The sequence below is a fragment of the Gordonia aichiensis NBRC 108223 genome (genome assembly GCF_000332975.1).
In the GTDB taxonomy this organism is placed as follows: Bacteria; Actinomycetota; Actinomycetes; order Mycobacteriales; family Mycobacteriaceae; genus Gordonia; species Gordonia aichiensis.
The window spans coordinates 119,532-141,843 of record NZ_BANR01000006.1 but is presented as its reverse complement, the minus strand read 5'-3'; the positions used below and the strand labels follow the sequence as shown (position 1 = coordinate 141,843).

The window sequence follows — 22,312 nt, the reverse complement described above, 5'->3', positions numbered from 1 at the left end:
ATCGCGCGCACCAGCGTGCGGGACAATCGGCGACGCCGCTGGACGCGTCCTAGAGTGATCCGCATGCAGGTACAGATCGTCGATCATCCGCTCGCCGCGGCCCGGCTGACCACGTTGCGCGACAAGACAACCACCAACGCCGGATTTCGTGCGGCACTATCGAGTCTGACGCAGATGCTGGTGTATGAAGCGTTGAAGTCGGCGAAGTCCGCGGTGGTCGAGATCGAGACCCCATTGCAGCCCTACACCGGCTCACGGCTGGAATGTGCGCCACTGCTCGTCCCGGTCCTGCGTGCCGGCCTCGGCATGGTCGAGCAGGCGGTCGCGATGGTGCCTGAGGCACACGTCGGCTTCGTGGGGATCGCTCGGGACGAAGAGACCGCGCAGCCCGTGCCGTACCTCGAATCGCTGCCGGACGATCTGTCCGGACTCCCGGTGTTCGTGCTGGATCCGATGCTCGCCACCGGTGGTTCGATGCTGCACACGATCGAACTGCTGGTCGCGCGCAACGCCACCGACATCACCGCGGTCTGTGTCGTGGCGGCTCCGGAAGGTGTTGCCGCACTGGAGAATTCGGGACATCCGGTGCGGCTTGTTGTCGCGTCCGTCGACGATGGGCTCGACGAAGCCGCCTACATCGTGCCGGGGCTCGGCGACGCCGGTGATCGTCAGTTCGGGCCGCGCTGAGGGCATTGCGACCTCTGGGACTCCGTTACCTCTGGAACTCTGGCTGAGATCCCGATCCGTCAGGTCGTCCGGCGGGTCAGGCTGCGGTGGCCGACCAGCGCCCGTCGTGGCGTCGGACGGTGACCGGATGATCGAAGCAGGAGCTGATCTCGGCTGAGGTGAGCGTCTTCTCGACGGGCCCGGAGGCGGTCACCTCGCCGTCGCGGAGCAGCATGGCGTGCGTCGTCGAACTGGGGAGATCCTCGAGGTGATGCGTGACCAGCACGCTGGCGAGGTCGTCGACCTCCGTGCGCAGGCGGTCGATCGCCGACAGCAGCCGCTCACGCGCGGCGAGGTCGAGACCCGTTGCGGGCTCGTCGAGAAGCAGTAGGGCGGGACGCGGCATGAGTGCGCGTGCGATGAGCGTGCGGCCCCGCTCTCCCTGGCTCATGAACGGCCACTCCGAGTCGCGGCGGGCACTCATGCCCAACAGCTCGAGCAGGTCGTCGGCCTGGCGGTGCTCGGCGTCGGTATAGACGTGGCGGCGATCGAGTTCGGGCGTGTTCGTCAGGCCGGTCAACACGACGTCGTGCGCGGTGATCGGGACGTCGATGCGCCAGCGCGGGTCGACGTGCCCGATATGGGTTCGCAGTTCGCGCATGTCGACCCGACCGAGGCGTCGGCCGAGCACATCGACGGTCCCGGTGGTCGGGTGACTGCGCGCGCCCAGAATGGCCATCAGCGTCGACTTGCCGGCGCCGTTGGGTCCGAGCAGCGCCCAGTGCTCACCCGGTGACACCGAGAGAGTCACGTCGTGCAGTAGTTTTCGCCCGCCACGAACGACGTCGACGGCGGAGGCGTTGAGAACCTGGGTGTCGGGGACTGCGGTCACCAATCAGTTGTAATCCAGCGACCATCGCGGCCACTCAGCCGGGGTGTGCGTCAGGAAGCGCTCCAGTACGCGATCGTCGGTTCGGAGGCGATGGTCTCGCCGTTCTTCTGGATGTCGAGTTGGCCGGGGCCGACGACATATGTCACGTTGCCGTTGGTGGCGCTGAAGGTGTTGCCGCTGCGGGTCGGGTAGCCGACCTCGATGGAGTCCCCGTCGGCAAGCCCCTTGTAGTACCAGCGCCCGGTCTGCGCGCCCACCTGGCAGATGACGATCTGCGACCGATTGGTCTCGGCGATCATCACAGCCGGGTCGTCGGCTGCGTTGCACCGCGGCCCTGACGTGAAACCCTGCCAATCGGTTCCTGAGATGTCCGGAGTGGCGTGCGGGGCGCTCTGCCCGCCGCCGTTCTGCGTTCCGGTGTCCTGGCTGTGGTTGTTCTGGGGGTCGTCGGCCTGGGTCTCGGGAGCGCTGGTGGCGTTTCCGGCGCCGCCGGAACCAGACGTGCCGCTCGCGGGGCCTGCGTCCCCGTGTGCACCGGTCGTCGGCGTGAGGGAACTCGACGCGGCCGCGTCTGAGGAGTTGTCGTCGAGGCGCGGCAGCAGGAGCAATGCCGCCAGTACGACGCCGATCACGAGCAGCACCCCGGTCACTATCGCGATGATCACGGCGGGCGACGACCACGGCGACCGCTGCGGGGGCAGCTGGGGGTAGGTCATGCGGGGAGTTCCTTCCGTCGGTGACCCGTCACCCGACCTCCGGCGTCGGTGGGGCATCGCTGTACTCGACGAGTTCGGCCACGACGCGCGTCGTCATGGCGTCGAGGTGGCGAACCGCTGCACGGGTATCTGAACCGTATGTCGTTCGTGACGTCGAATGTGTTGCCGACACCCCCGAATCGGGCGGTGTGGTCATTTCGATGTAGTACTTCAGTTTTGGTTCCGTCCCTGATGGGCGCGCCATCACCCGCACCGACGTCCCGTCATCCGCGACGCCGCTCAGCGCGATCGCGTCGGTACGGAGGCCGTCGTCGCGTCGGGAGTAGTCGAGGGCGGTCACCTCGATGCCCGCCAGGGTGGTCGGTGGTGTGGTGCGCAATCGGGTCATCAGAGCAGCGATCAGCGTGGTGTCGTCGACGCGCACGGCGTGCTGGCGCGTCAGATGGACGCCGTGTTCTTCGTACAGAGACAGCAAGAGGTCTGGCAGTCCGACTCCGTCACGGCCACAGCTGTCTGCCAGCACGGCCAGTGCCACCGCCGCGCTGATGCCGTCCTTGTCGCGCACCGCGTCGGGGTCGACACAGTGTCCGATCGCCTCCTCGTAGGCGTAGCGCAACGGTTCGCCCGCGCGTACGAGCCATTTGAAGCCGGTCAGGGTCGTGACGTGGCGGGCGCCGAGACCACGGGCGATCTTCTGCAGGAGACTGCTCGACACGAGCGTGCTGGCCACGACCGGAGGTTGCGCGGTGAGCGAGCGGGCCTCCTTGTCATGTGCGGAGAGGTTGTCGTGCTCGACGAGGTCGCCGCGAGCCGACACGTCGTCAGCAGCGGAAAGCAGGAACCAGCCCAGCAGGGAGCCTGTTTCGTCACCGGTCAGCATGCGCCAGGCGCCGTCGACCCGCGTGCCGACGGCACATCGGTCGGCGTCGGGATCGAGTGCGATCGCGATGTCGGCGTCGACATCTCCTGCGAGTGCGAGGAGCAGATCACTCGCGCCCGATTCCTCAGGGTTGGGGAACGCGACTGTGGGGAAGTCGGGGTCGGGCTCGAACTGCTCGTCGACGACGTGGACGTCGGTGAAACCGGCGCGTGCCAGGGCGTCGAGGACGATGGCGCCGCCGACGCCGTGCATCGGTGTCAGCGCGATGCGCACCGAGGCGTCGGGAACCGTTGCGAATCGCGTGCCGACGCGATCGAGGTAGCGGGGAACGATCTCGTCGGCGCGAGGATCGTGTTCGACGGGCTGCCGGGGAATGTCGGCCGCGCCGGCCGACGCCGCGATGAGTTCTTCGATCTCACGATCGGCGGGCGGGACTATCTGTGCGCCGCCTGCGAGGTACACCTTGTACCCGTTGTCGCCGGCCGGGTTGTGCGACGCCGTGATCTGCACTCCTGCGACGGCGTCGAGGTCGCGACAGGCGAAGGCCACCAGCGGCGTCGGGCCGGGCGCGGGGACCATGATCACCCTGAAACCTGCCGCCGCCAGCACCTCGGCTGTGGCTGCGGCGAACTCTTCGGAGCCGTGGCGTGCGTCGCGACCGACGACGACCGAACCGCCCCCGTGTCCGTGTCGGGTGAGCCACGTGGCCAGGCCTGCGGTGGCGCGGATGACCACCGCGACATTCATCCCGTTGGGCCCAGCACGCACCGGCCCGCGTAGGCCGGCGGTGCCGAAGCGCAACGAGCCGGAGAAACGCGCGGCGAGGTCGGCACCCTGCGCAGCGGCCAGTTCTGCGCGGGCCGCTGGGTCGGGGTCGGCGGCGATCCATGCGGCGACCCGAGCGGCGTCGACCCCGTCGGTCAGGCCGTTGTTCACGCCGCCGGACCCGACGTCCCGAGTTCTTCGATGATCGCTGCGAGCAACGTGCCCATCCGTCGGGCCGACGAACGCCCGACCTCGAGGACCTCGCTGTGGCTCAGCGGCTCACCGGTGATCCCCGCCGCGAGATTGGTGACCAGCGACATGCCGAGCACCTCCATCGCTGCCGATCGGCCGGCGATCGTCTCGTGCACCGTCGACATGCCGACCAGATCGGCTCCGATGGTGCGCAGCATGCGGATCTCGGCGGGAGTCTCGTAGTGCGGTCCCGGAAGACCGGCATACACGCCCTCTGCCAGGGATGGCTCGATCCCGCGGGCGACGTCGCGCAATCGCGGAGAGTACGCATCGACGAGATCGACGAAGTGTGCACCGACCAGCGGCGAGCGTGCGGTGAGGTTGAGATGGTCGGAGATCAGAACGGGCTGGCCGACCGACATGTCGTCGCGTAGACCGCCTGCAGCATTGGTCAGCACGAGCGTGCGCGCCCCGGCTGCCGCGGCGGTGCGCACCGGATGCACCACGCGGGCGAGGTCGTGACCCTCGTATGCGTGAATCCTGCCCAGCATCAACAGAACTCGACACTCACCGATGCGTACCGAATGGACGACGCCCCCGTGTCCTGCCGCCGTCGGCGGGAGGAAGCCCGGTATTCGCGCCATCGGGACCGAGGCGATCGGTGCGCCGAACGCGTCTGCCGCCGGGGCCCAGCCGGACCCGAGGACGACCGCGACGTCGTGCGTGGAGGCGTCGGTCTCGGCTGCGATGATCGCTGCGGCAGAGACGGCCGCGGCGTCGGCGTCGACGGTGGGATCCATGACGATCACCCTAAGGGCACCCTGCGTGTCGCACCGGAGTACACCGTGCGTGTCGCGCATGACCAGGCGATAAGGTCAACCCATGCCGTACCTGTCTGATCCAGCCCAGACTGATCCAGCTCAGTCCGAGAACTCCGATATCGCTTACCTGTACCTCGGGTCGCCGGGCGTCGAGCTCGACGGAACCAATCCCGAGAACCGTTTCAGCCCTGCGTGGCTCGATGCGACAGAGAAACTCCTCGACGAGATCGCGGCGGGGCCTGCGAAGGGCCTCGTGATCACTGCCACGGGAAAGTTCTTCACCAACGGCCTCGACACCGACCACGTTGCTGCGCACGCATCGGAACTGCCCGCGTACCTCGACCGGGTGCATGCGCTGTACGCCAAGGTCTTGACGCTTCCGCAGGCGACGGTCGCGGCGGTCAACGGCCACGCGTTCGGTGCGGGAGCGATGCTCGCTCTCTGCGCCGATTATGTGGTCATGCGCACTGAACGCGGCTTCTGGTCGCTGCCCGAGGCCGCGCTGAGCATGCCCTTCCCGCGCGGTATGGCCGGCCTGCTCACCACTCGGCTCCCTGATCGCACCGCGACCGAAGCCATGCTGACCAGTCGCCGGTACGGCGCTGAGGATGCGGTCGCGGCAGGCATCGTCGACGAGGCCGTGGCGGTGGACGATCTGCTCGCGCGTGCAAGTGCGGTGGCCGACGAGCGGAAAGCGGTCGCGGGACCGAATCTGTCCACCGTCAAGCGGGCGCTCCGTCTGCACCTGCTCGAAGACCTCGTGGCACCGACCCCCGCCTCTCTGCTGTGAACGCGGGCACGTCGGTCATCGACGACTGGTGGGCGGCTCACGGCGCCGACGTCGTCGGCTGGCGGCGTGCCATCCACCAGCAGCCGGAACTGTCGCGGCAGGAGGTCAAGACCACCGAGATGGTCATGGCGCTGCTCGGTGAGGCGGGCCTGAACCCCACGCGACTTCCGCTTGGCACCGGGGTGGTCTGCGACCTCGGGCCGACGACGGGTCAGCGGATCGCCTTGCGCGCCGACATGGACGCCTTGCCGATCACCGAGCACACCGGGTTGCCGTTCTCGTCGACGGTGGAAGGCGTCTCGCACTCGTGTGGTCATGACGCGCACACCGCGATACTGCTCGGGGTGGCGCGATTGCTCGCATCGGTGCCGTCGCTACCGGTCGGTGTGCGGCTCATCTTCCAACCCGCCGAGGAGGTCATGCCCGGCGGCGCTCTCGACGCCGTTGCCGCCGGTGTGACCGACGGTGTCAGTCGGATCTTTGCGCTGCACTGCGATCCCAGGCTTCCCGTCGGCTCGGTGGGCCTACGCGCGGGTGCGCTCACGTCCGCGGCGGATCACATTGAGCTGCAACTACATTCACCGGGAGGGCACACCTCGCGGCCCCATCTCACCGGCGACATCGTGTACGCGATGGGCACGGTGATCACCGGGCTCCCCGGCGTATTATCGCGCCGGATCGACCCACGCTCGGGAACGGTCATGGCGTGGGGTGCGGCGCATGCGGGCAACGCGCCCAATGCGATACCGCAGGAAGGCATGTTGCGCGGCACCGTCCGCACCGGTGATCACGCCACCTGGGGTGAGCTCGAACCGCTGGTGCGCAGCGTCGTCGGCCAACTGCTCGGCCCGCTCGGGGTCTCTTACGACCTGTCCTACTTCCGGGGCGTGCCTCCGGTGGTCAACGACGAGACGGCGATCGCCACGCTCGCCGCTTCCGTGGCGGCATTGGGTCCGCAGGCCATTGCCGACACCCCGCAATCGCCAGGGGGAGAAGACTTCTCGTGGTATCTCGAGCACGTACCGGGCGCGATGGGCAGGCTGGGCGTCTGGGATGGGATCGGACCCCAGATGGACCTGCATCAGCCCAACTTCGACCTCGACGAACGAGCACTCGAGGTCGGTGTGCGCACCCTCGCGGGCGTCGTACTCGGCGGCGCCTGAGTCGAATGCGCGGGCCTGACGGTCCGACGGCGTCAGGACTCGATCGGACCGGGCCCCGGGCCGACGTTGCGTGCCTCGCGCAATCTGATGTCCTGCACGTAATCTGCTGGGGCTCCGGCGCTCTCGGCGGCGTCGGCCATCACGCCGAGGTAGCGGGCCGACGGAAGACCGCCTTCGTAGGCGTCCATCACGTAGAGCCACGCGAGGACCGGGCCGTCAGCGGTGTCGACCCGGGCGCGGATCTTGCGGTGGATACCGAGTTCTGACCCCTCCCAGCGGTCAAGCGTCGCCTCGTCCTCGTCGGGGACGTCGTAGAGGACGACGAAGACCTTGGCCTCGGGATCGTCGCGATCCTCGGTGACCGTCGCCAGCGAACCCTCCCAGCCGATGTCGGCACCGGCGAACGTGAGTCGCCAGCCGCGCAACCAACCGGTCCCCGCCATCGGGGAGTGCGGTGCGCGCTCGGTCATCTGGTCCGGACTCATGTTGGACCCGTACGCGGCATATATCGGCACGTCGGGAAACTCTAGATGGTCACGGCTCGTCACGAAAGCGGACGGTGAGCTACGCGACGTGCCCGGTGGCGGCGGCGATGGCCGGGTGGGACTACGTTGGAGGTGTTGACCGGCACTGTCTCGTGTCGCGCCCGATGGCCCTCTCGTCGAACAGGAGTGTGCTCTGTGACCAGGATCGTGATCATCGGCGGAGGCCCCGCCGGGTACGAGGCTGCGTTGGTCGCAGCGGCCTACGGCGCCGACGTCACCCTCATCGACTCCGACGGTATCGGCGGCGCGTGCGTGCTGTGGGACTGCGTGCCGTCGAAGACGTTCATCGCATCGACCGGTATTCGCACCGAGGTCCGCCGCGCCGTCGACCTCGGCATCAATCTGCGCACCGACGATGCGCTGGTGACGCTGCCGCAGATCCACCAGCGGGTGCGCGACCTCGCCTTCGCGCAGTCTGCCGACATCCGTAACAGGCTCCTCAGCGAGGGTGTGACACTCGTGTCGGGCTACGCATCGCTGGAAGAGACCCACCCGGGGATCGCCTCGCATCGGGTCGTGGCAACGCTGGCGGACGGCACCACCGAGCACTACGACGGCGATGTGGTCCTGATCGCCACCGGCGCCTCACCGCGTGTTCTTCCCGACGCGGTGCCCGACGGCGACCGCATCCTGACCTGGCGACAGCTCTACGACCTCGACAAGCTCCCCGAGCACCTCGTCGTCGTCGGCTCGGGTGTGACGGGCGCGGAGTTCGTCCACGCCTACACCGAACTCGGCGTGAAGGTGACGCTGGTGTCCAGCCGCGACCGCGTTCTGCCGGGTGAGGATGAGGACGCCGCGTTGGTGCTCGAGGATGCGCTTGCCGAGCGCGGCGTCGAACTGGTCAAACATGCGCGCGCCGACAGGGTCGAGCGCACCGGTGATGCGGTGACGGTCCACCTCTCCGACGGTCGCACGGTCACCGGCTCGCACGTCTTGATGACCGTCGGCTCCGTCCCGAACACCAAGACGATCGGGCTCGATCGGGCGGGGGTCGCCACGGACAAGGGCGGCTACATCACCGTCGATCGGGTGTCGAGGACGTCGGTCCCCGGCATCTACGCCGCAGGCGACTGCACGGGATTGTTCCCGCTCGCGTCCGTCGCGGCCATGCAGGGGCGTATCGCGATGTACCACTCGCTCGGTGAGGGCGTGAGTCCGATCAAGTTGAAAACCGTTGCCTCCGCGATCTTCACGCGGCCGGAGATCGCCACTGTCGGTGTGTCGCAGCAGGCGATCGACGCGGGTGAGTACCCGGCGCGAACCGTCATGCTTCCGCTGTCGACCAATCCACGTGCCAAGATGAGCGGTTTGCGCAGGGGCTTCGTCAAGATCTTCTGCCGCCCTGCGACAGGTGTCGTGATCGGTGGAGTGGTCGTCGCACCGACGGCGTCGGAGTTGATCCTTCCGATCGCGTTGGCCGTGCAGAACAAGCTCACCGTCGGCGATCTCGCATCGACGCTCTCCGTCTACCCGTCGCTGTCGGGTTCGGTGACCGAAGCGGCGCGCCAACTCGTGCGCCACGACGATCTCGACTGAGACCGCGGCGCCAGGCGAGGGAACCGGCTGCGTCGGTTCTGCACAGCCCCGGCCCATCGCCGACCATCCGGCCTGTCGCGGGCGGTAGGGTTGCGCGCAGCCGGGGCGATGATCGAGGGGGCGGTTGCGTGACTTCACCGGGTGGGCGTTCCGACGCGACCATCGACAGCACGAATGCTCACGCACTCACGCCCGGAGGCTCGAACGCCTCGAGCCAGGGCCGAACCGACTGGTCGTCGATGAGCGTCGCCGACATCCTGGCGAAGATCTCGAGCATGACCGAGAGCTCGGCCAGCGGCGATGCGAACGCGATCAAGGCGGCACTCGACGCCGTCGACGGGGTTGTGCAGGCCCTGACGACGTCCTTCGGCGACGATTCCATGCTCGGCTTCGCCTCCGACGGCAGTCGTTCGGCGGGCGCGGCAGTTGCGCGCGAGATTGCGGCAGCCGCAGAATCGGTGCGGCCCGCCATCGACGCTCTCGATGACGCGCAGCGCGTGCTGACCAACACATCTGCGCAGCACGGTCCGGTCAGCGGTATTGCCGCTCGCATGCGTGCACACCCGGAGCATGCCGCGGAACTACGTGCCGAGGTCGCGTCGCTCATGGAACGCGTATACACGTCCCCGATGGTCGACGTGCAGACGTGGCTTCCCGAATTGCCCAGTGCGACTTCGGAATCGCTCAGTGGAAGTACCTTTGGATCGGGTGCGTGGACGGGCACGACCGGCCAGTCGGGCCGTGCTCAGGCGGGAAACCTCGCCGAGTCCGATCAGGGGATCAGCCACTCCGGTACCGGCTACGGTGGTGCTCCGTCGGCCCCGTCGACGGGCACGTCGACCTCTGCGCGACGCAGCGGTGGCGACGGTCCGGGCGGGCCGCAGGGTGTTACCGCGGCGTCGGCGGACCAGGGCTCGGACAGCGGCCCCGATGCGATGTCGCGCGGTGGTGTGGGCAGCGCGGACGCCTCCGGGGTCCATCGCGTCGGCACGCTGGGCACCGAGGAGCAGGGCAACCGGACAGCGAACGACGGGTCGGCCTCCCGTAAACCGGGGTCACTCAGCACCGGCGGTGCCGGGTCGTCCGGGACGCGCGGTGACCTCGGCGAGGGCTCGGTCGGTTTCCTGGCGCCGTCGGTCGGGGCGCCGCTCCTCTCGGGCTCGGGCGCCGGGCCCTCGATGTCGGGTCCGTCGCCCAACCAGATACCTCCCGCCGCCATGCGACCCGGTCCACAGTCGGCGATCCCGCCCGCGGGCGGGGGCGGCGGGCGTGATCGCGGTGACAACAAGCACCCCTCGGCGCGCTACCTCAACACCCGCGAGCACGGCGAGGAGATCGTCGGCGATCTTCCGCTGGTCGGTCCTCCGGTGATCGGCGACTGGGTTCCGCAGTCGATGCCACCGTGTGACCCAGGAGCCGACACGAGCGCGGCAGATCCGGAGGTTGGAATCCGACACTCCGATGGGGACTCCACGCAGCGATCACGCGTCGACGACAGAGACAGGGGCGATAGGGCCAGGAGCGGCAGCCGATGAGCGCCGACGCCGCACTCGGCCGGATCGGTCGCGTCCCTGGAGATCTCCGGATCCTCACCGACCGTGTCGCCGACGACGTCGTCGACGATTGTCTGGGACGTCTCGCACTCGTCGTCGTCGACGTCACAGACATCGGCGCCACCGACGTGGTCGGCGATGCGCTGGCGCAGTGGCAGTCGGCGCGGCGGGTCTCGATCGACACGCGTCGGCGGCTCGAGGCGGCACTCGTGCAGCGCGACATCGACGGACTCGCGGCGCATCGCGCATCGGATCTGCACTCCCAGCGTGAGAACTTTCGCGCTGCTCGCGGATTGGCCTGTCTGGCAATAGTATTCGGCACCGTAGGTGGCCCGCGATACCGCCTACGTGAGGCGGCTTATGAGGCGTCGGTCGCTCTGGGAGGAAGTGCCGGTGTCGTTGGAGTGCTGGTCGAGTTCACCTGATCGGTTCGGCTGCCGGCGCGGCGCACTGCGTGAATGTCCGGTGTATGTCCGATGTCTCCATTACGCTCGGCTGTCATGGAGACGGAGTTCGATCCGGACCGACCAGCTGACCTGGGGCCGCTCTATCGCGAGCAGGCGTGGCGTCGGCTGAGTGCTGAACAGTTCGACGTGGTCGTCATCGGTGGTGGTGTCGTCGGTGTCGGGGCTGCTCTCGATGCAGCGACGCGCGGTCTGCGGGTCGCCCTCGTCGAGGCACGCGACATCGCGTCGGGCACGTCGAGCAGGTCGTCGAAGATGTTCCACGGCGGGCTCCGCTATCTCGAACAACTCGAGTTCGGGTTGGTGCGCGAAGCCCTGCACGAGCGCGAGTTGTCGCTCAGTCTGCTCGCTCCGCACCTGGTCAAACCGTTGCCCTTCCTGTATCCGCTCACCCATCGCGTCTGGGAACGCCCCTACGTCGCTGCAGGCATCTTTCTCTACGACACGATGGGCGGTGCCAAGTCGGTGCCGGGCCAGCACCACGTCACGCGATCCGGTGCGCTGCGGGTGGCGCCCGCACTCAAGCGCGATTCCTTGATCGGCGGTATCCGTTACTACGACACCGTCGTCGACGACGCCCGCCACAGCCTCACCGTCGCACGCACTGCCGCCAACTACGGTGCGGTGATTCGTACGTCCACGCAGGTCGTCGGATTCCTCCGCGACGCCGACCGGATCATGGGTGTCCGTGTACGCGACACCGAGAATGCGGAGACCGCCGAAATCAGAGCGCATTGCGTCATCAACGCAGCAGGCGTGTGGACCGACGAGGTCCGGGCTCTGTCCAAGCAGCGCGGACGATTCTCGGTGCGTGCGTCGAAGGGCGTCCACATCGTGGTGCCCCGCGACCGCATCGTCAGCGAGACCGCCATCATCCTGCGCACCGCGACATCGGTCCTCTTCGTGATCCCGTGGGAGACGCATTGGATCATCGGTACCACCGATACCGACTGGCACCTCGACCTCGCGCACCCGGCCGCCACCCGAAAGGACATCGACTATCTCCTGGAGACAGTCAACGAGGTGCTCGTGACGCCGTTGAGTCACGACGACATCGAGGGTGTGTATGCAGGGCTGCGGCCGCTGCTTGCGGGCGAGGACGAGGCGACGTCGAAGCTCTCCCGAGAACATGCCGTGGCCGTTGTCGCACCAGGACTGGTATCGATCGCCGGAGGGAAGTACACGACGTACCGGGTGATGGCTGCCGACGCTGTCGACGCCTGTGTCGACTTCATCCCGACCCGGGTGGCGCCGTCGATCACCGAGAGGGTCCCGCTGATCGGTGCGGACGGCTACTTCGCGTTGATCAACCAATGCGAGTCGCTCGGCGAGAAGTACGGGTTACACCCCTACCGCGTCCGCAGGCTGCTCAACCGGTACGGCTCGCTGATCGACGAGGTCTTGTCCTACGCCGCCGACGATCCTTCGCTGTTGCGGCCGCTGGACGCCGCTCCGCAGTATCTGCGGGTCGAGGTCGTCTATGCGGCGATCGACGAGGCCGCGCTGCATCTCGAGGACGTCCTGGCCCGCCGAACGCGGATCTCGATCGAGTACGCGCACCGCGGCGTCGACTGCGCACAGGAGGTCGCCGACCTGATTGCGCCGATACTCGGGTGGGACCGCGACAAGGTCGACTTCGAGGTCAGCACCTACCGGGCGCGCGTCGAGGCCGAGGTCGCCTCGCAACAGCAGCCCGACGACGAATCGGCCGATGCATTGCGCGCTGCGGCCCCGGAGTCGCGCGTCGACATTCTGGAACCGGTCCCGGTGCCAGAGTGATCAGCGCCTTCGAGAGGACCAAATGCTCTTAGCGGCGTAACGTCGGCGGCGCGACAATAGACGCACGAGCAGAGGAGAAGTCATGGTGGACAATCCCATTCAGGAGCTTTCCGCGGACGAGGCATGGGCGCTGCTCGCAACCTCGGATGTCGGTCGGATCGCATTGAGCGTCGGCGGTCAGCCTGACATCTTCCCGATCAATTATTTTGCCGGCGACGGTCGTGTCCTCATGCGTACCGCCGAGGGCACCAAGCTCGCCGAACTCGCGGTCAACGGGAAAGTCGCCTTCGAGGCCGATGCGTACGACGCCGACGGTGGCTGGAGCGTCGTGGTGAAGGGGAGCGCCCGTGTGTTGAGCACGGGTGCCGAGATCGCGAAGGCCGACGAAGCCCCGCTGCGACCGCTGATCCCGACGCTGAAGTACAACTACATCGAGATCGTGCCGGACGAGATCAGCGCGCGTCGCTTCGAGTTCGGTCCGGAGCCGGAGCGCTACCCGGTCTGAGCGGCTCCGGTCAGTCGGCCCCGGCTACGCTGCTGAGTGCGCCGGTCAGTTACCGCGCAGACTTGTCTCCGCGAGTTGCCCATCCCTCAACTCTGGCAGTGGGGGCAGTAGTAGACGACGCGATCGTCACCTGTCGATTCGCGGCGGTCGGACCAGAATTCGCGGGCGATGAGCGTCCCGCAGCGGCGACAGGGCGCGCCGATTCTGCCGTACACCCAGGTGCGGGCGTTGTGGGCGGTCCGCCCGGTTGTCGTTCTTGCTGTTCGTAACCGATTGGCCCACAACATCTTCCGGCAGAGTTCGACGAGTGGCGGCACGTCCACGTCTGCGACGGGCCTGTCCGGTCGGATGCCACGCAGAAAGCATGCTTCGCAGCGGTAGACGTTGCCGACTCCCGCCATGAGGCGTTGATCGAGGAGTGCTTCTCCGATCTTGGCCGATGGCTGGGCTTCGATGTTGGCGACGGCTAGTGCGGCGTCGAAGTCGTCGGCGAGCAGGTCGGGGCCGAGGTAGTCGAGATCGGCCTTTGCGCGGGGAAGCAGTTCGAGCACTCCGAGGTCGAATCCGACGGCTTCATATCCGTTCGCCCGCAGGATGATTCGCGCCTGATGTGCCGGTCGCCGCCACCTGGTGCCGATGCGGTGCACGTGCCATACGCCCTCCATTTTGAGATGGCTGTGGATACTCACCCCCTCAGGCGCCGACGTCGCGCTTCCGGCGACAGGAGCCACATCGATCAGCAGGTGCTTACCGCGCGAGCGGACGCCGGTGACGACTCCGCCGGTCAGATCGGTGGTGGCCAGTGACGGGATGCGGAAGTCGGTACGTTCCAACGTGTTGCCTTCGAGTGCACGGCGCAACCGGTCGGCGGCCTGATAGACCGTGTCGCCCTCAGGCATGGTGTCCATAGCGGATTCGTAGTCCGCGCGGTGTTGTCGCGAAGCCTGCACCGACGAGGACCGGCTGCAGATCGGAGCGCAGCGCGTTGACGCCGTCGATGGAATCGATGGTCAGCCGTGCGACGCGTCCGGCCCGCACCACCCCGGTGAGGGAGGCTGCCATGGCGTCGAGCGATGCGGTGTCGTCACTGAAGGTCAGGACAGTCTTCCCGCCGCGCTCGACGAAAGCCACGAGTTGTCCATCGACCAGGCATACCAGGGCTCCCGGCTTGCGGCCCGGTCGGTGGCCTCCGGCGCCCGCTGCAGTGTCCGGCCAGGGTAGTGCTGCTCCGTAGGGATTGGCAGGGTCGGTGGCAGCAAGTACGACAGCGGTGTCGGGTGCACGGTGAGTGCCCGGGACGTCGTCGGTAAGAGCGTGTCGTCGCAGTTGGTCGATCGTGGAGGTTCCGGCGAACTGCGCCCCGCCGAGGCCGTCGACGAAGTAACCGCGGCGCACCTGGCCGGTGTCTTCGAAGACGTTGAGCGCCTTGTAGATCCGGGCGAACCCGCCCACGATGTCCTCGGCCATCACGCTGCCGCGGGTGACCACCCCGTACCGTGCCAGCAGCAATTCGCACAACGCCTGCGTGGCGACCGTCGTCTCGAGCAGCGAACCCGGCGTCGCGAACCAACGCCCGGTCGCCGTGGAGGGGGTCGTCGACGCACCGGTCTGCGACAACAGATGCCGGGTACTGAGTCGACCGGGGCGGAGCCGGGGTGCCTGCCCGCGGGAACGGTGCGCGGGTGTCGCCCGGCTCGACGACGAGGTTCGGCGTGGAGCGAGAACCGCCCGAACGGGCGCGAACGAATCGTTGCTGACGTGCCCGGCCCAGACGAGATCCCACAGCGCGTCCTCGATCTGCTGCCGTGTGACGGTCATGGATTCCGTCGTCGACGTCGCGTCGAGCAACTGCGCGAACCGTAGGCCACCTCCCGATGAGAATGCCTCGAGCAGGCCGGTGTGCACAGCGGTGGTATCGATCTCGACGTCGGCGGGTAGGAACAGGGGAGCGAGGTCGGCGGGAAAGAAACTGATCCAGCCGTCCGACGATCCGATGCGGCCGTGTCCGGTCCACATGAAGTCGCCGCTGGAGAGCAATTCGTCGAGCATCGCCGGCTGATAGTCGCTGATCCGGGCAGGCAGGATCAACGACTCTGCCGCCGACGCGGGGATGAGGTGGCCCGCCAACTGATCGAGGACGATTGCCAGGCCGTCGACTCCCGTGAGTCGCTCTCCATCGGTCACGTGTTGCCACGCGCCGAGGAATCGGGAGAGGGTGGGGCCGTCGACAGGCGCGATCTCGGCGCGGCTGGCCGCCAGTGACCCGCGTCGGATCGCGGAGAGGACCTCGCTGTGGCACCACTGCGTCGTCCACGCCGGTGAGCCGTCGGGGTTGTCGGCTGTCGCGGGCAGGAAGTCGCCCTCCACGACCTTGCGGTCGGCGGCGAGCCGGATCAGAGTGTCGCGCACCACCGCCGGGGCCATGCCGATCGACTCGGCGGCCTCGTCGACGGTGAACGGGCCGTGTGTGCGGGCGTAGCGGTGGACGAGGTCGCCGACCGGATCGGCGACCGACTCGGTGAAAGCGGCCGGAACCCCGAGCGGCGCGGGGACGCCCAGTCCGTCGCGCAAGCGCGCGGTGTCTTCGATGGCGGCCCAGAGGGGCACCCCGCGGATGGCGACCGAGATGATCGAGCCCTGGCGGTGCAGCGAGTTGAGCACATCGAGCGCGGGCGGGCCGTCGTCGCCGCGCCGATAGCGCAGCGCCACCTCGTCGGTGGTGAGCGGGCCGAGCCAGCGCAGCAGGTCGACGACGTCCTCGGCATCGCGTGCCTTGCGGTGGTCGTCGAGTCGCTGGAGACGCGCGGTGACCTCGGCGATGACACCGGGGTCGAGCAGTTCGCGGAGATCGACTCGGCCCAGAAGCTGGGCGAGAAGCGCGGTGTCGAGCGAGAGCGCCGCGGCACGCCGTTCCGCGAGCGGGGCGTCGTCGTTGTACATGAACGCGCCGACGTAGCCGAACAGCAACGACGCCGCGAACGGCGACGGGCTCGGCGTCTCTACCTCGGTCAGCCGCACCCGGCGCGAGCGTATGCGCGTGAGGAGATCGGTGAGCGAGGGGAGGTCGTAGACATCCTGCAGGCATTCGCGGACGGTCTCGAGGATGATCGGGAAATCGGGAAACTGCGATGCGACGGAGAGTAATTGGGCGCTGCGCTGACGTTGCTGCCATAGCGGGGCACGTCTGCCGGGATCACGTCGGGGCAGGAGCAGCGCACGTGCCGCGCATTCACGGAAACGTGATGCGAACATCGAGGAATCGGCCAGTGCGTCGGTGACCATCTGCTCGATCTCGTCGGGATCGATGACGAATACGTCGGCGCCGGGCGGGTTGTCGTCGGTGTCGGGAAGGCGCACGATGATGCCGTCGTCGGACGCGGTGACCGCTCCGTCGAGTCCGAGGGTTGCCTGCAGGCGTGCCGAGATCGCCGACGCCCAGGGTGCGTGCACACGTAAGCCGTACGGGGAGTGCAGGATCAGCCGCCAGTCGCCGAGTTCGTCGCGGAATCGCTCGACGACGAGTGTGCGGTCGGTGGGGACGTGGCCGGTGGCCTCGCGCTGCTCGGAGATGATCGATGCCAGGTTGTCGCGGGCGTAGCCGCTCAGGCCGAGTTCCGTTGCTCGGCGGTCGAGTTCGGCTTCGTCGGTGAGGGAGCCGACGAACTTGCCGATGGCGGCACCGAGTTCGGCAGGACGTCCCTGGGCGTCACCAATCCAGAACGGGAGTCTGCCCGGCTGGCCGAAGGCGGGCGACACGAGGACGCGGTCGTGCGTGATGTCCTCGATCCGCCAACTCGTCGCACCGAGCGCGAAGACGTCGCCGACCCGGGACTCGTACACCATCTCCTCGTCGAGTTCGCCGACCCTGGTGGACTTCTCGCCCACCATGAAGACACCGAACAGCCCGCGGTCGGGGATGGTGCCGCCGGAGGTGACCGCCAGTCGCTGTGCGCCGCGTCGTCCGGTCAGCGTTCCCGCTTCACGGTCCCAGGTGACCCGTGGACGCAGTTCGGCAAACTCGTCCGACGGGAACCGGCCGGAGATCAGATCCAACGTCGCCTCGTAGACCGACCGCCCGAGTTCGCGGTACGGCGCGGCGCGACGGACCACGTCGTACCATTCGTCGACATCGAGGATGTCGACGGAGGCGGCCGCAATCGTCTGCTGCGCAAGCACATCCAGCGGATTGCGCGGCACCTGCAGTTCCTCGATCGCGCCCTCGCGCATGCGGGAGACCGCGACCGTGCAGCCGATCAGGTCGGTGCGGTGTTTGGGGAACAGCACGCCCTGGCTGATCTCGCCGACCTGGTGACCGGCGCGGCCGATCCGTTGAAGTCCGCTGGCCACCGACGGCGGCGTCTCCACCTGGATCACCAGATCCACCGCGCCCATGTCGATGCCGAGTTCGAGGGAACTGGTCGCGACCACGCAGCGCAGCCGTCCGCTCTTGAGATCGTCCTCGATCTCGGCGCGCTGTTCCTTGCTGACCGATCCGTGGTGGGCGCGGGCCAGCACGGTTGCGGCCCCGGTGCTCGCTCCCGACGCCATCACTAGCGCGGGTGCACCCCCGCCCACCCGCTCATTACGCGGCGGTTCGCGGCCGGGCGCCGTGCGCTGTTCGTGGATCTCGTTGAGCCGTGCGGTGAGACGTTCGGCGAGGCGTCGGGAATTGGCGAAGACGATCGTCGTGCGGTTGGTCTCGATGAGGTCGACGATCGAGGCCTCCACGTAGGGCCACAGCGAACCCGCGGTGGGCGAGAACGCGTCGTCGAGGTCGTCGAGGTCGTCGCCGTCGGGAGCATCCGGCGGGGGTGGGATGTTCGCCATGTCGGGGACCGGGACGTCGACGCGCAGGTCGAACGTCTTCGCTGCCTTCGGTCGCACGACGGTGCACGGGCGCGATCCGGAGAGGAACTGCGCGACGAGTTCGGGGGGACGGACCGTCGCGGACAGTCCGATGCGCTGCGCGGGGGAGTCGAGCAGTTCGTCGAGTCGCTCGAGCGAGAGCGCCAGATGGGTGCCGCGTTTGGTGCCGGCGACGGCATGTACCTCGTCGACGATGACGGTCTCGACGGTGGTCAACGATTCCCGCACCGACGACGTCAGCATCAGGTAGAGCGACTCGGGAGTCGTGATGAGGATGTCGGGTGGTGTCTTGGCAAGGAGTCGACGCTGCGCCGCCGGGGTGTCGCCTGAGCGGACGCCCACGGTGATCGCGGGCTCGGGCACCCCGAGCTCCTGCGAGGCCCGTGTGATTCCCGCCAGAGGTGCGCGGAGGTTGCGTTCGACGTCGACCGCAAGCGCCTTGAGCGGCGAGATGTAGAGGACACGGGTGCCCTTGGACCGCTCGGGACGAGCGGCGAGCGTGTCGAGCGCCCACAGAAACGCCGACAACGTTTTTCCCGAGCCGGTCGGGGCGATGACCAGTGTGTTCTCGCCGTCGGCGATCGCCTTCCATGCGCCCTCCTGGGCGGGAGTCGGCGCGGGGAAGGCGCCGCTGAACCACCGACGTGTCGGGTCGGTGAAGCGGTTCAGGATGGGAGTCGAACGAGCCACCCCTCCATTGTTCCGTACGGGTCCGACACGCTGGTTCGTCGACGACAATCTGGTATAGGGTCAGATCCACGCTGATTGTCAGGAATCCGGTGAGAGTCCGGAACGGTCGCGCCACTGTGAGTCCGAAGGGCATGTTCCTTCGGTGACGAGTCAGGACGTGACGGTCAGCTTGGTTCCAGAACACGTCAGGGACGCGTCATCCCCGAAAGGAATTGCCCCATGGTTGCCTCGACACGAGCAGCACGAAAGCCTGCGGCCCTCGCCGTACCGAACCTCTCCGCGGCGTCGGCCGCGCTGTGGCTCACCGCGACCGTGCTCGTCGCCGCTCTCGCCTACTACTTCATCGGATACGACCAGGGCGCCTGGTCGGTGTTCGGCAGCGACACGCACATCCACGAGTTCGTCCACGACTCCCGTCACTTCCTCGGCTTCCCCTGCCACTGATCTGACCCGGGAGACAACAGAACAATGGAGAAGAAGTTCATCGGCGCAGGCCTGCTCTCCGGCCTGATCGCTGGTATTTTCGCGTACGTTTTCGCCAGGATCTTCATCGAGCCGGAGGTCGCCAAGGCGATCGACTACGAAGAAGGCCGTGGCCACGCCGAGGAGATGTTGACCGGCGAGCACGGACACGAGCACGAGGTGTTCACCCGCTCGGTGCAGGAGAACATCGGAGCGGGCGTCGGCACCGTGGTCTTCGCGGTGGCGATGGGTGCGTTCTTCGCCGTCGCGTTCACCATCCTCTGGACCTACCTCGGTCGTCGCTATCCCGCTACCGATCCCCGCTGGGCAGCGGCAGGTGTCGGCGCGCTGGGATTCGTCACCTTCTTCGGCGTGCCCTTCTTCGCGTACCCGGCAAACCCGCCCGCTGTCGGCAACGACGACACGATCGCCGACCGATCGAGCGCGTATCTGACGATGACGGTGCTGTCGCTCGTCTTCATGATCGCTGCCGTGGTGTTCGCGCTCTGGCTGCGGCCGCGAATCGGCGGACTGCTCGGTGCCATCGCGGGCGCGGTGGGGTATCTCGTCGCGGTCACTGTCGCGATCGCCCTGCTGCCGAGCTTCGACGAGGTGCCGACCCCGGTCACCAACGACGCGGGCCAGATCGTCTACCCGGGCTTCCCGGCCGACGTTATCGGCGACTTCCGGGTCTACGCGATTGCGAACCAGGTGATCTTGTGGACGGTCCTGACCGTCGTGTTCGCGCTCGTGCTGGGCTTGCTGTCACGCTCGCGAGCGAACCAGGGCGTCGACGACACGGAAACTCAGACCGTCGCCTGACCTTCCTCCGTTCCCACACGCGGCTCGAGTTGGCAGACGCGGCTGGTGTACCAGCCGCGTTCACCAGTTCGGGCCGCGTGTGGCTTATCAGGCCAGCACGCAGTCGCCGCACACCGCGGTGCGGTCGCCCGACACCTGGTAGATCAGGCAGCAGCTTCGGCGTCTGAAGGCAGGCCCGGCCCGCAGCTGCCCACCCTCGATGTCGGGGTGTGCGAGAAACCGGTCCGCGTGCAGTAGTGCGGCGTCCGCGAGGTCTGGGACAGCCATCCCGATCATCCGTGCCGCGGAGTTGATCGCCGACGCGACGTTTCCTCCGAGCACTCGCATGCTGAGCGGATACCGCCGGGCGAACCATGCGCTCAGTTCGCCGACGGCACCGAGATCCACGTCGACGGCACCGGGTTTCGTGTCGACGGCACCGAGCAACACGACTGAGAGCGGAAACGGTCCGCCGAGCTCGTCGCGCCACCAGACGTGGTCGGGCTTCAGCGAGACGGTTGTCCCGGACACCGCGGCACCCAGTGAGGGTGCGATGAGCCGCGCCACCAGGCCGAGATGCGTCACCGAGGCCGCGGCCCGTTCGTGGACGGTGCCGGTGGCGCCCACACCCAATGCGCGCCGCACCCGCTCGACCCGGTCGGTGAGCACCGTGTCGTCAAGCAGGGCGGCCGTCATCGTCAACCAGCCCTCCTCGACATGATCGTCCGCGTCGTGGATCTCGACCTCGAAGAAGGGGCCGAAAGCGGCGTGGATTGACTCGGTCATGGTCTCTGCGTAGCGCACGACGGCGAATGGTGTCCATTCACGCGGCGGGTCAGCGGTCGGCACTCGTGTCACTAGCCGGTAGCCGTCGATTGCGTGAGTGCAGTTCACGCGGGTACCGGTTGGGCAGAATCCGGGTATGTGTGGACCGGGGAGAACGCGGCGTGCCAAGCTGTACTGAAACGTGTTCTAGTTCTCGCTGATGGGTAGGTGGCAATGTTCGAGTGGTCCGAAGAAGACCTTATGGTCCGCGACGCGGTGCGGTCGTTCGTCGACAAGGAGATCCGGCCGCACTCCGACGAACTCGAGAGCGGGCAGTTGCCGCCGTACGACATCTTGCGGAAGCTGATGACCTCCTTCGGCGTCGACGCGATGGCGCGCGAGGGGCTCGAGAAGGAACTCGACGCCGAGGCCGCGGGTGAGTCCAAGCCCAAGGGGTCCGGGGGCGGCGGAATGATGAACTCGATGGCGCTCATCCTCAACATGGAACTGGCCGCAGCGAGTCTCGGCATGGTGGTCTCGATGGGGGTCAGCGTCGGACTCACGGTGTCGACGATCCGCTCGAAAGGCACGCTCGCGCAGAAGAAGCGGTGGCTGCCGGAGCTGGTGACACTGGAGAAGGTCGGTGCCTGGGCAATCACCGAGCCGGACTCGGGCTCGGACGCACTCGGCGGCATGAAGACGACGGTCCGCCGTGACGGCGACGGCTACGTGCTCAACGGGCAGAAGACGTTCATCACCAACGGCCCGTATGCCGACACCATCGTCGTGTTCGCGAAACTCGACGAGGGTGACGGCACACCGATGCGCGACCGCAAGGTGCTGACCTTCGTGCTCGACAAGGGCATGGAGGGACTCACGCAGGGCAAGCCGTTCAAGAAGATGGGCATCATGAGCAGCCCGACCGGTGAGCTCTTCTTCGACAACGTGCGTCTCGGGCGTGACCGGCTGCTCGGTGAGACCGAGGACACCGGGTCGAGCAGCCGGGGCGACGACGGTGTGAAGGCGGGGTTCACCGCCGAACGTATCGGGATCGCGGCGCTGTCGATGGGCATCATCAACGAGGCTCAGCGGCTGTCGATCGAGTACGCCAAGTCGAGGACACTCTGGGGCCAGGAAATCGGTCGCTTCCAGCTCATCCAGCTCAAGCTCGCCGAGATGGAGATCGCGCGGATCAACGTGCAGAACATGCTGTTCAACGCGCTCGAACGCGCGAAGGCGGGCAAGCCGTTGTCGTTGGCCGAGGCGTCGGCGATGAAGCTCTACTCGTCGCGGGCGGCGACGGAGGTCGCGATGGAGGCGGTGCAGTTGTTCGGCGGAAACGGCTATATGGCCGAATATCGCGTGGAACAGCTTGCGCGCGATGCCAAGTCGCTGATGATTTACGCGGGTAGCAACGAGATCCAGGTGACTCATGTGGCAAAGGGGCTGCTTGCCTGA

19 protein-coding genes and 1 riboswitch are annotated in these 22,312 nt (G+C 67.5%); of the genes, 11 read left to right on the top strand and 8 right to left on the bottom strand.

Annotation, left to right across the window (positions count from 1 at the left end; all coding sequences use genetic code 11):
* Window positions 1–63: 63 nt before the first annotated feature.
* Complete coding sequence (upp, locus tag GOACH_RS09720; protein ID WP_040518288.1) at window positions 64–687, top strand: uracil phosphoribosyltransferase; 624 nt, start codon at window positions 64–66, stop codon at window positions 685–687.
* A 76-nt stretch (window positions 688–763) separates the two neighbouring features.
* Here the strand turns inward: upp and GOACH_RS09715 are convergent, their stop codons facing one another.
* Genes GOACH_RS09715 through GOACH_RS09700 form a run of 4 tightly spaced genes read right to left on the bottom strand, consistent with a single transcriptional unit; the run spans window position 764 to window position 4,911 of the window.
* Window positions 764–1,561 (bottom strand): ABC transporter ATP-binding protein, encoded by a 798-nt coding sequence (locus GOACH_RS09715; protein WP_005174026.1) that lies wholly within the window; start codon window positions 1,559–1,561, stop codon window positions 764–766.
* A 47-nt stretch (window positions 1,562–1,608) separates the two neighbouring features.
* Window positions 1,609–2,274, bottom strand: a complete 666-nt coding sequence (locus tag GOACH_RS09710; protein ID WP_005174025.1) for a hypothetical protein — start codon at window positions 2,272–2,274, stop codon at window positions 1,609–1,611.
* Window positions 2,275–2,302: 28 nt separating this feature from the next.
* A complete protein-coding gene (locus GOACH_RS09705; RefSeq protein ID WP_005174024.1) occupies window positions 2,303–4,090 on the bottom strand; it encodes a phospho-sugar mutase in 1,788 nt (595 codons plus the stop codon).
* Window positions 4,087–4,911 (bottom strand): purine-nucleoside phosphorylase, encoded by an 825-nt coding sequence (locus GOACH_RS09700; RefSeq protein ID WP_005174022.1) that lies wholly within the window; start codon window positions 4,909–4,911, stop codon window positions 4,087–4,089. The genes GOACH_RS09705 and GOACH_RS09700 overlap by 4 nt, the downstream gene beginning before the upstream one ends.
* Window positions 4,912–4,993: 82 nt before the next feature.
* On the opposite strand from GOACH_RS09700, the gene GOACH_RS09695 reads away from it, so the two are divergent.
* Window positions 4,994–5,722: an enoyl-CoA hydratase/isomerase family protein gene (locus GOACH_RS09695; RefSeq protein ID WP_005174019.1), complete on the top strand. Its 729-nt coding sequence runs from the start codon at window positions 4,994–4,996 to the stop codon at window positions 5,720–5,722.
* Complete coding sequence (locus tag GOACH_RS09690; RefSeq protein WP_005174017.1) at window positions 5,719–6,885, top strand: amidohydrolase; 1,167 nt, start codon at window positions 5,719–5,721, stop codon at window positions 6,883–6,885. The genes GOACH_RS09695 and GOACH_RS09690 overlap by 4 nt, the downstream gene beginning before the upstream one ends.
* Before the next feature lie 32 nt (window positions 6,886–6,917).
* Here the strand turns inward: GOACH_RS09690 and GOACH_RS09685 are convergent, their stop codons facing one another.
* Entirely contained in the window at window positions 6,918–7,400 is a 483-nt protein-coding gene (locus GOACH_RS09685; RefSeq protein WP_040518212.1) for a gamma-glutamylcyclotransferase family protein, read from the bottom strand.
* Window positions 7,401–7,565: 165 nt separating this feature from the next.
* Here GOACH_RS09685 and GOACH_RS09680 point away from each other — a divergent pair, with 165 nt between their 5' ends.
* The 5 genes from GOACH_RS09680 (at window position 7,566) to GOACH_RS09660 (ending at window position 13,270) form a co-directional block, all read left to right on the top strand.
* Window positions 7,566–8,969, top strand: a complete 1,404-nt coding sequence (locus GOACH_RS09680) for an NAD(P)H-quinone dehydrogenase (protein ID WP_005174013.1) — start codon at window positions 7,566–7,568, stop codon at window positions 8,967–8,969.
* Between the two features lie 128 nt (window positions 8,970–9,097).
* On the top strand, window positions 9,098–10,504 hold the full coding sequence (locus tag GOACH_RS09675; RefSeq protein WP_005174011.1) for a hypothetical protein: 1,407 nt from the start codon (window positions 9,098–9,100) through the stop codon (window positions 10,502–10,504).
* Window positions 10,501–10,947 (top strand): hypothetical protein, encoded by a 447-nt coding sequence (locus tag GOACH_RS09670; RefSeq protein ID WP_005174006.1) that lies wholly within the window; start codon window positions 10,501–10,503, stop codon window positions 10,945–10,947. Before GOACH_RS09675 ends, GOACH_RS09670 begins: the two co-directional genes overlap by 4 nt.
* Window positions 10,948–11,022: 75 nt before the next feature.
* Window positions 11,023–12,765, top strand: coding sequence for a glycerol-3-phosphate dehydrogenase (glpD, locus tag GOACH_RS09665; protein ID WP_005174004.1), 1,743 nt, complete (start codon window positions 11,023–11,025; stop codon window positions 12,763–12,765).
* 82 nt (window positions 12,766–12,847) lie between these two features.
* Window positions 12,848–13,270, top strand: coding sequence for a pyridoxamine 5'-phosphate oxidase family protein (locus tag GOACH_RS09660; protein ID WP_005174003.1), 423 nt, complete (start codon window positions 12,848–12,850; stop codon window positions 13,268–13,270).
* A gap of 86 nt (window positions 13,271–13,356) precedes the next feature.
* On the opposite strand, the gene GOACH_RS09655 is transcribed toward GOACH_RS09660, so the two are convergent.
* Both GOACH_RS09655 and GOACH_RS09650 read right to left on the bottom strand, forming a co-directional pair.
* A complete protein-coding gene (locus tag GOACH_RS09655; protein ID WP_040518284.1) occupies window positions 13,357–14,169 on the bottom strand; it encodes a DNA-formamidopyrimidine glycosylase family protein in 813 nt (270 codons plus the stop codon).
* Window positions 14,162–18,826, bottom strand: a complete 4,665-nt coding sequence (locus GOACH_RS09650) for an ATP-dependent helicase (RefSeq protein ID WP_005174001.1) — start codon at window positions 18,824–18,826, stop codon at window positions 14,162–14,164. Before GOACH_RS09650 ends, GOACH_RS09655 begins: the two co-directional genes overlap by 8 nt.
* 55 nt (window positions 18,827–18,881) lie before the next feature.
* A riboswitch (cobalamin riboswitch) is annotated at window positions 18,882–19,009 on the top strand.
* 36 nt (window positions 19,010–19,045) lie between these two features.
* Between GOACH_RS09650 and GOACH_RS09645 the strand changes: the two genes are divergently transcribed.
* Window positions 19,046–19,270, top strand: a complete 225-nt coding sequence (locus GOACH_RS09645) for a CbtB domain-containing protein (protein WP_005174000.1) — start codon at window positions 19,046–19,048, stop codon at window positions 19,268–19,270.
* A 24-nt stretch (window positions 19,271–19,294) separates the two neighbouring features.
* Window positions 19,295–20,110 (top strand): CbtA family protein, encoded by an 816-nt coding sequence (locus tag GOACH_RS09640; RefSeq protein ID WP_005173999.1) that lies wholly within the window; start codon window positions 19,295–19,297, stop codon window positions 20,108–20,110.
* Between the two features lie 87 nt (window positions 20,111–20,197).
* Here GOACH_RS09640 and GOACH_RS09635 read toward each other — a convergent pair whose 3' ends face one another.
* Window positions 20,198–20,875 (bottom strand): (2Fe-2S)-binding protein, encoded by a 678-nt coding sequence (locus GOACH_RS09635; RefSeq protein ID WP_040518282.1) that lies wholly within the window; start codon window positions 20,873–20,875, stop codon window positions 20,198–20,200.
* A 213-nt stretch (window positions 20,876–21,088) separates the two neighbouring features.
* Here GOACH_RS09635 and GOACH_RS09630 point away from each other — a divergent pair, with 213 nt between their 5' ends.
* Window positions 21,089–22,312, top strand: coding sequence for an acyl-CoA dehydrogenase family protein (locus GOACH_RS09630; protein WP_040518209.1), 1,224 nt, complete (start codon window positions 21,089–21,091; stop codon window positions 22,310–22,312).

What these genes read in the sequence shown, in the direction of transcription:
- upp (WP_040518288.1), top strand. Translation starts at nt 64, where the DNA reads ATGCAGGTACAGATCGTCGATCATCCGCTCGCCGCGGCCCGGCTGACC.
- GOACH_RS09710 (WP_005174025.1), bottom strand. Translation starts at nt 2,274, where the DNA reads ATGACCTACCCCCAGCTGCCCCCGCAGCGGTCGCCGTGGTCGTCGCCC.
- GOACH_RS09700 (WP_005174022.1), bottom strand. Translation starts at nt 4,911, where the DNA reads ATGGATCCCACCGTCGACGCCGACGCCGCGGCCGTCTCTGCCGCAGCG.
- GOACH_RS09695 (WP_005174019.1), top strand. Translation starts at nt 4,994, where the DNA reads ATGCCGTACCTGTCTGATCCAGCCCAGACTGATCCAGCTCAGTCCGAG.
- GOACH_RS09670 (WP_005174006.1), top strand. Translation starts at nt 10,501, where the DNA reads ATGAGCGCCGACGCCGCACTCGGCCGGATCGGTCGCGTCCCTGGAGAT.
- glpD (WP_005174004.1), top strand. Translation starts at nt 11,023, where the DNA reads ATGGAGACGGAGTTCGATCCGGACCGACCAGCTGACCTGGGGCCGCTC.
- GOACH_RS09660 (WP_005174003.1), top strand. Translation starts at nt 12,848, where the DNA reads ATGGTGGACAATCCCATTCAGGAGCTTTCCGCGGACGAGGCATGGGCG.
- GOACH_RS09655 (WP_040518284.1), bottom strand. Translation starts at nt 14,169, where the DNA reads ATGCCTGAGGGCGACACGGTCTATCAGGCCGCCGACCGGTTGCGCCGT.
- GOACH_RS09645 (WP_005174000.1), top strand. Translation starts at nt 19,046, where the DNA reads ATGGTTGCCTCGACACGAGCAGCACGAAAGCCTGCGGCCCTCGCCGTA.
- GOACH_RS09640 (WP_005173999.1), top strand. Translation starts at nt 19,295, where the DNA reads ATGGAGAAGAAGTTCATCGGCGCAGGCCTGCTCTCCGGCCTGATCGCT.
- GOACH_RS09635 (WP_040518282.1), bottom strand. Translation starts at nt 20,875, where the DNA reads ATGACCGAGTCAATCCACGCCGCTTTCGGCCCCTTCTTCGAGGTCGAG.
- GOACH_RS09630 (WP_040518209.1), top strand. Translation starts at nt 21,089, where the DNA reads ATGTTCGAGTGGTCCGAAGAAGACCTTATGGTCCGCGACGCGGTGCGG.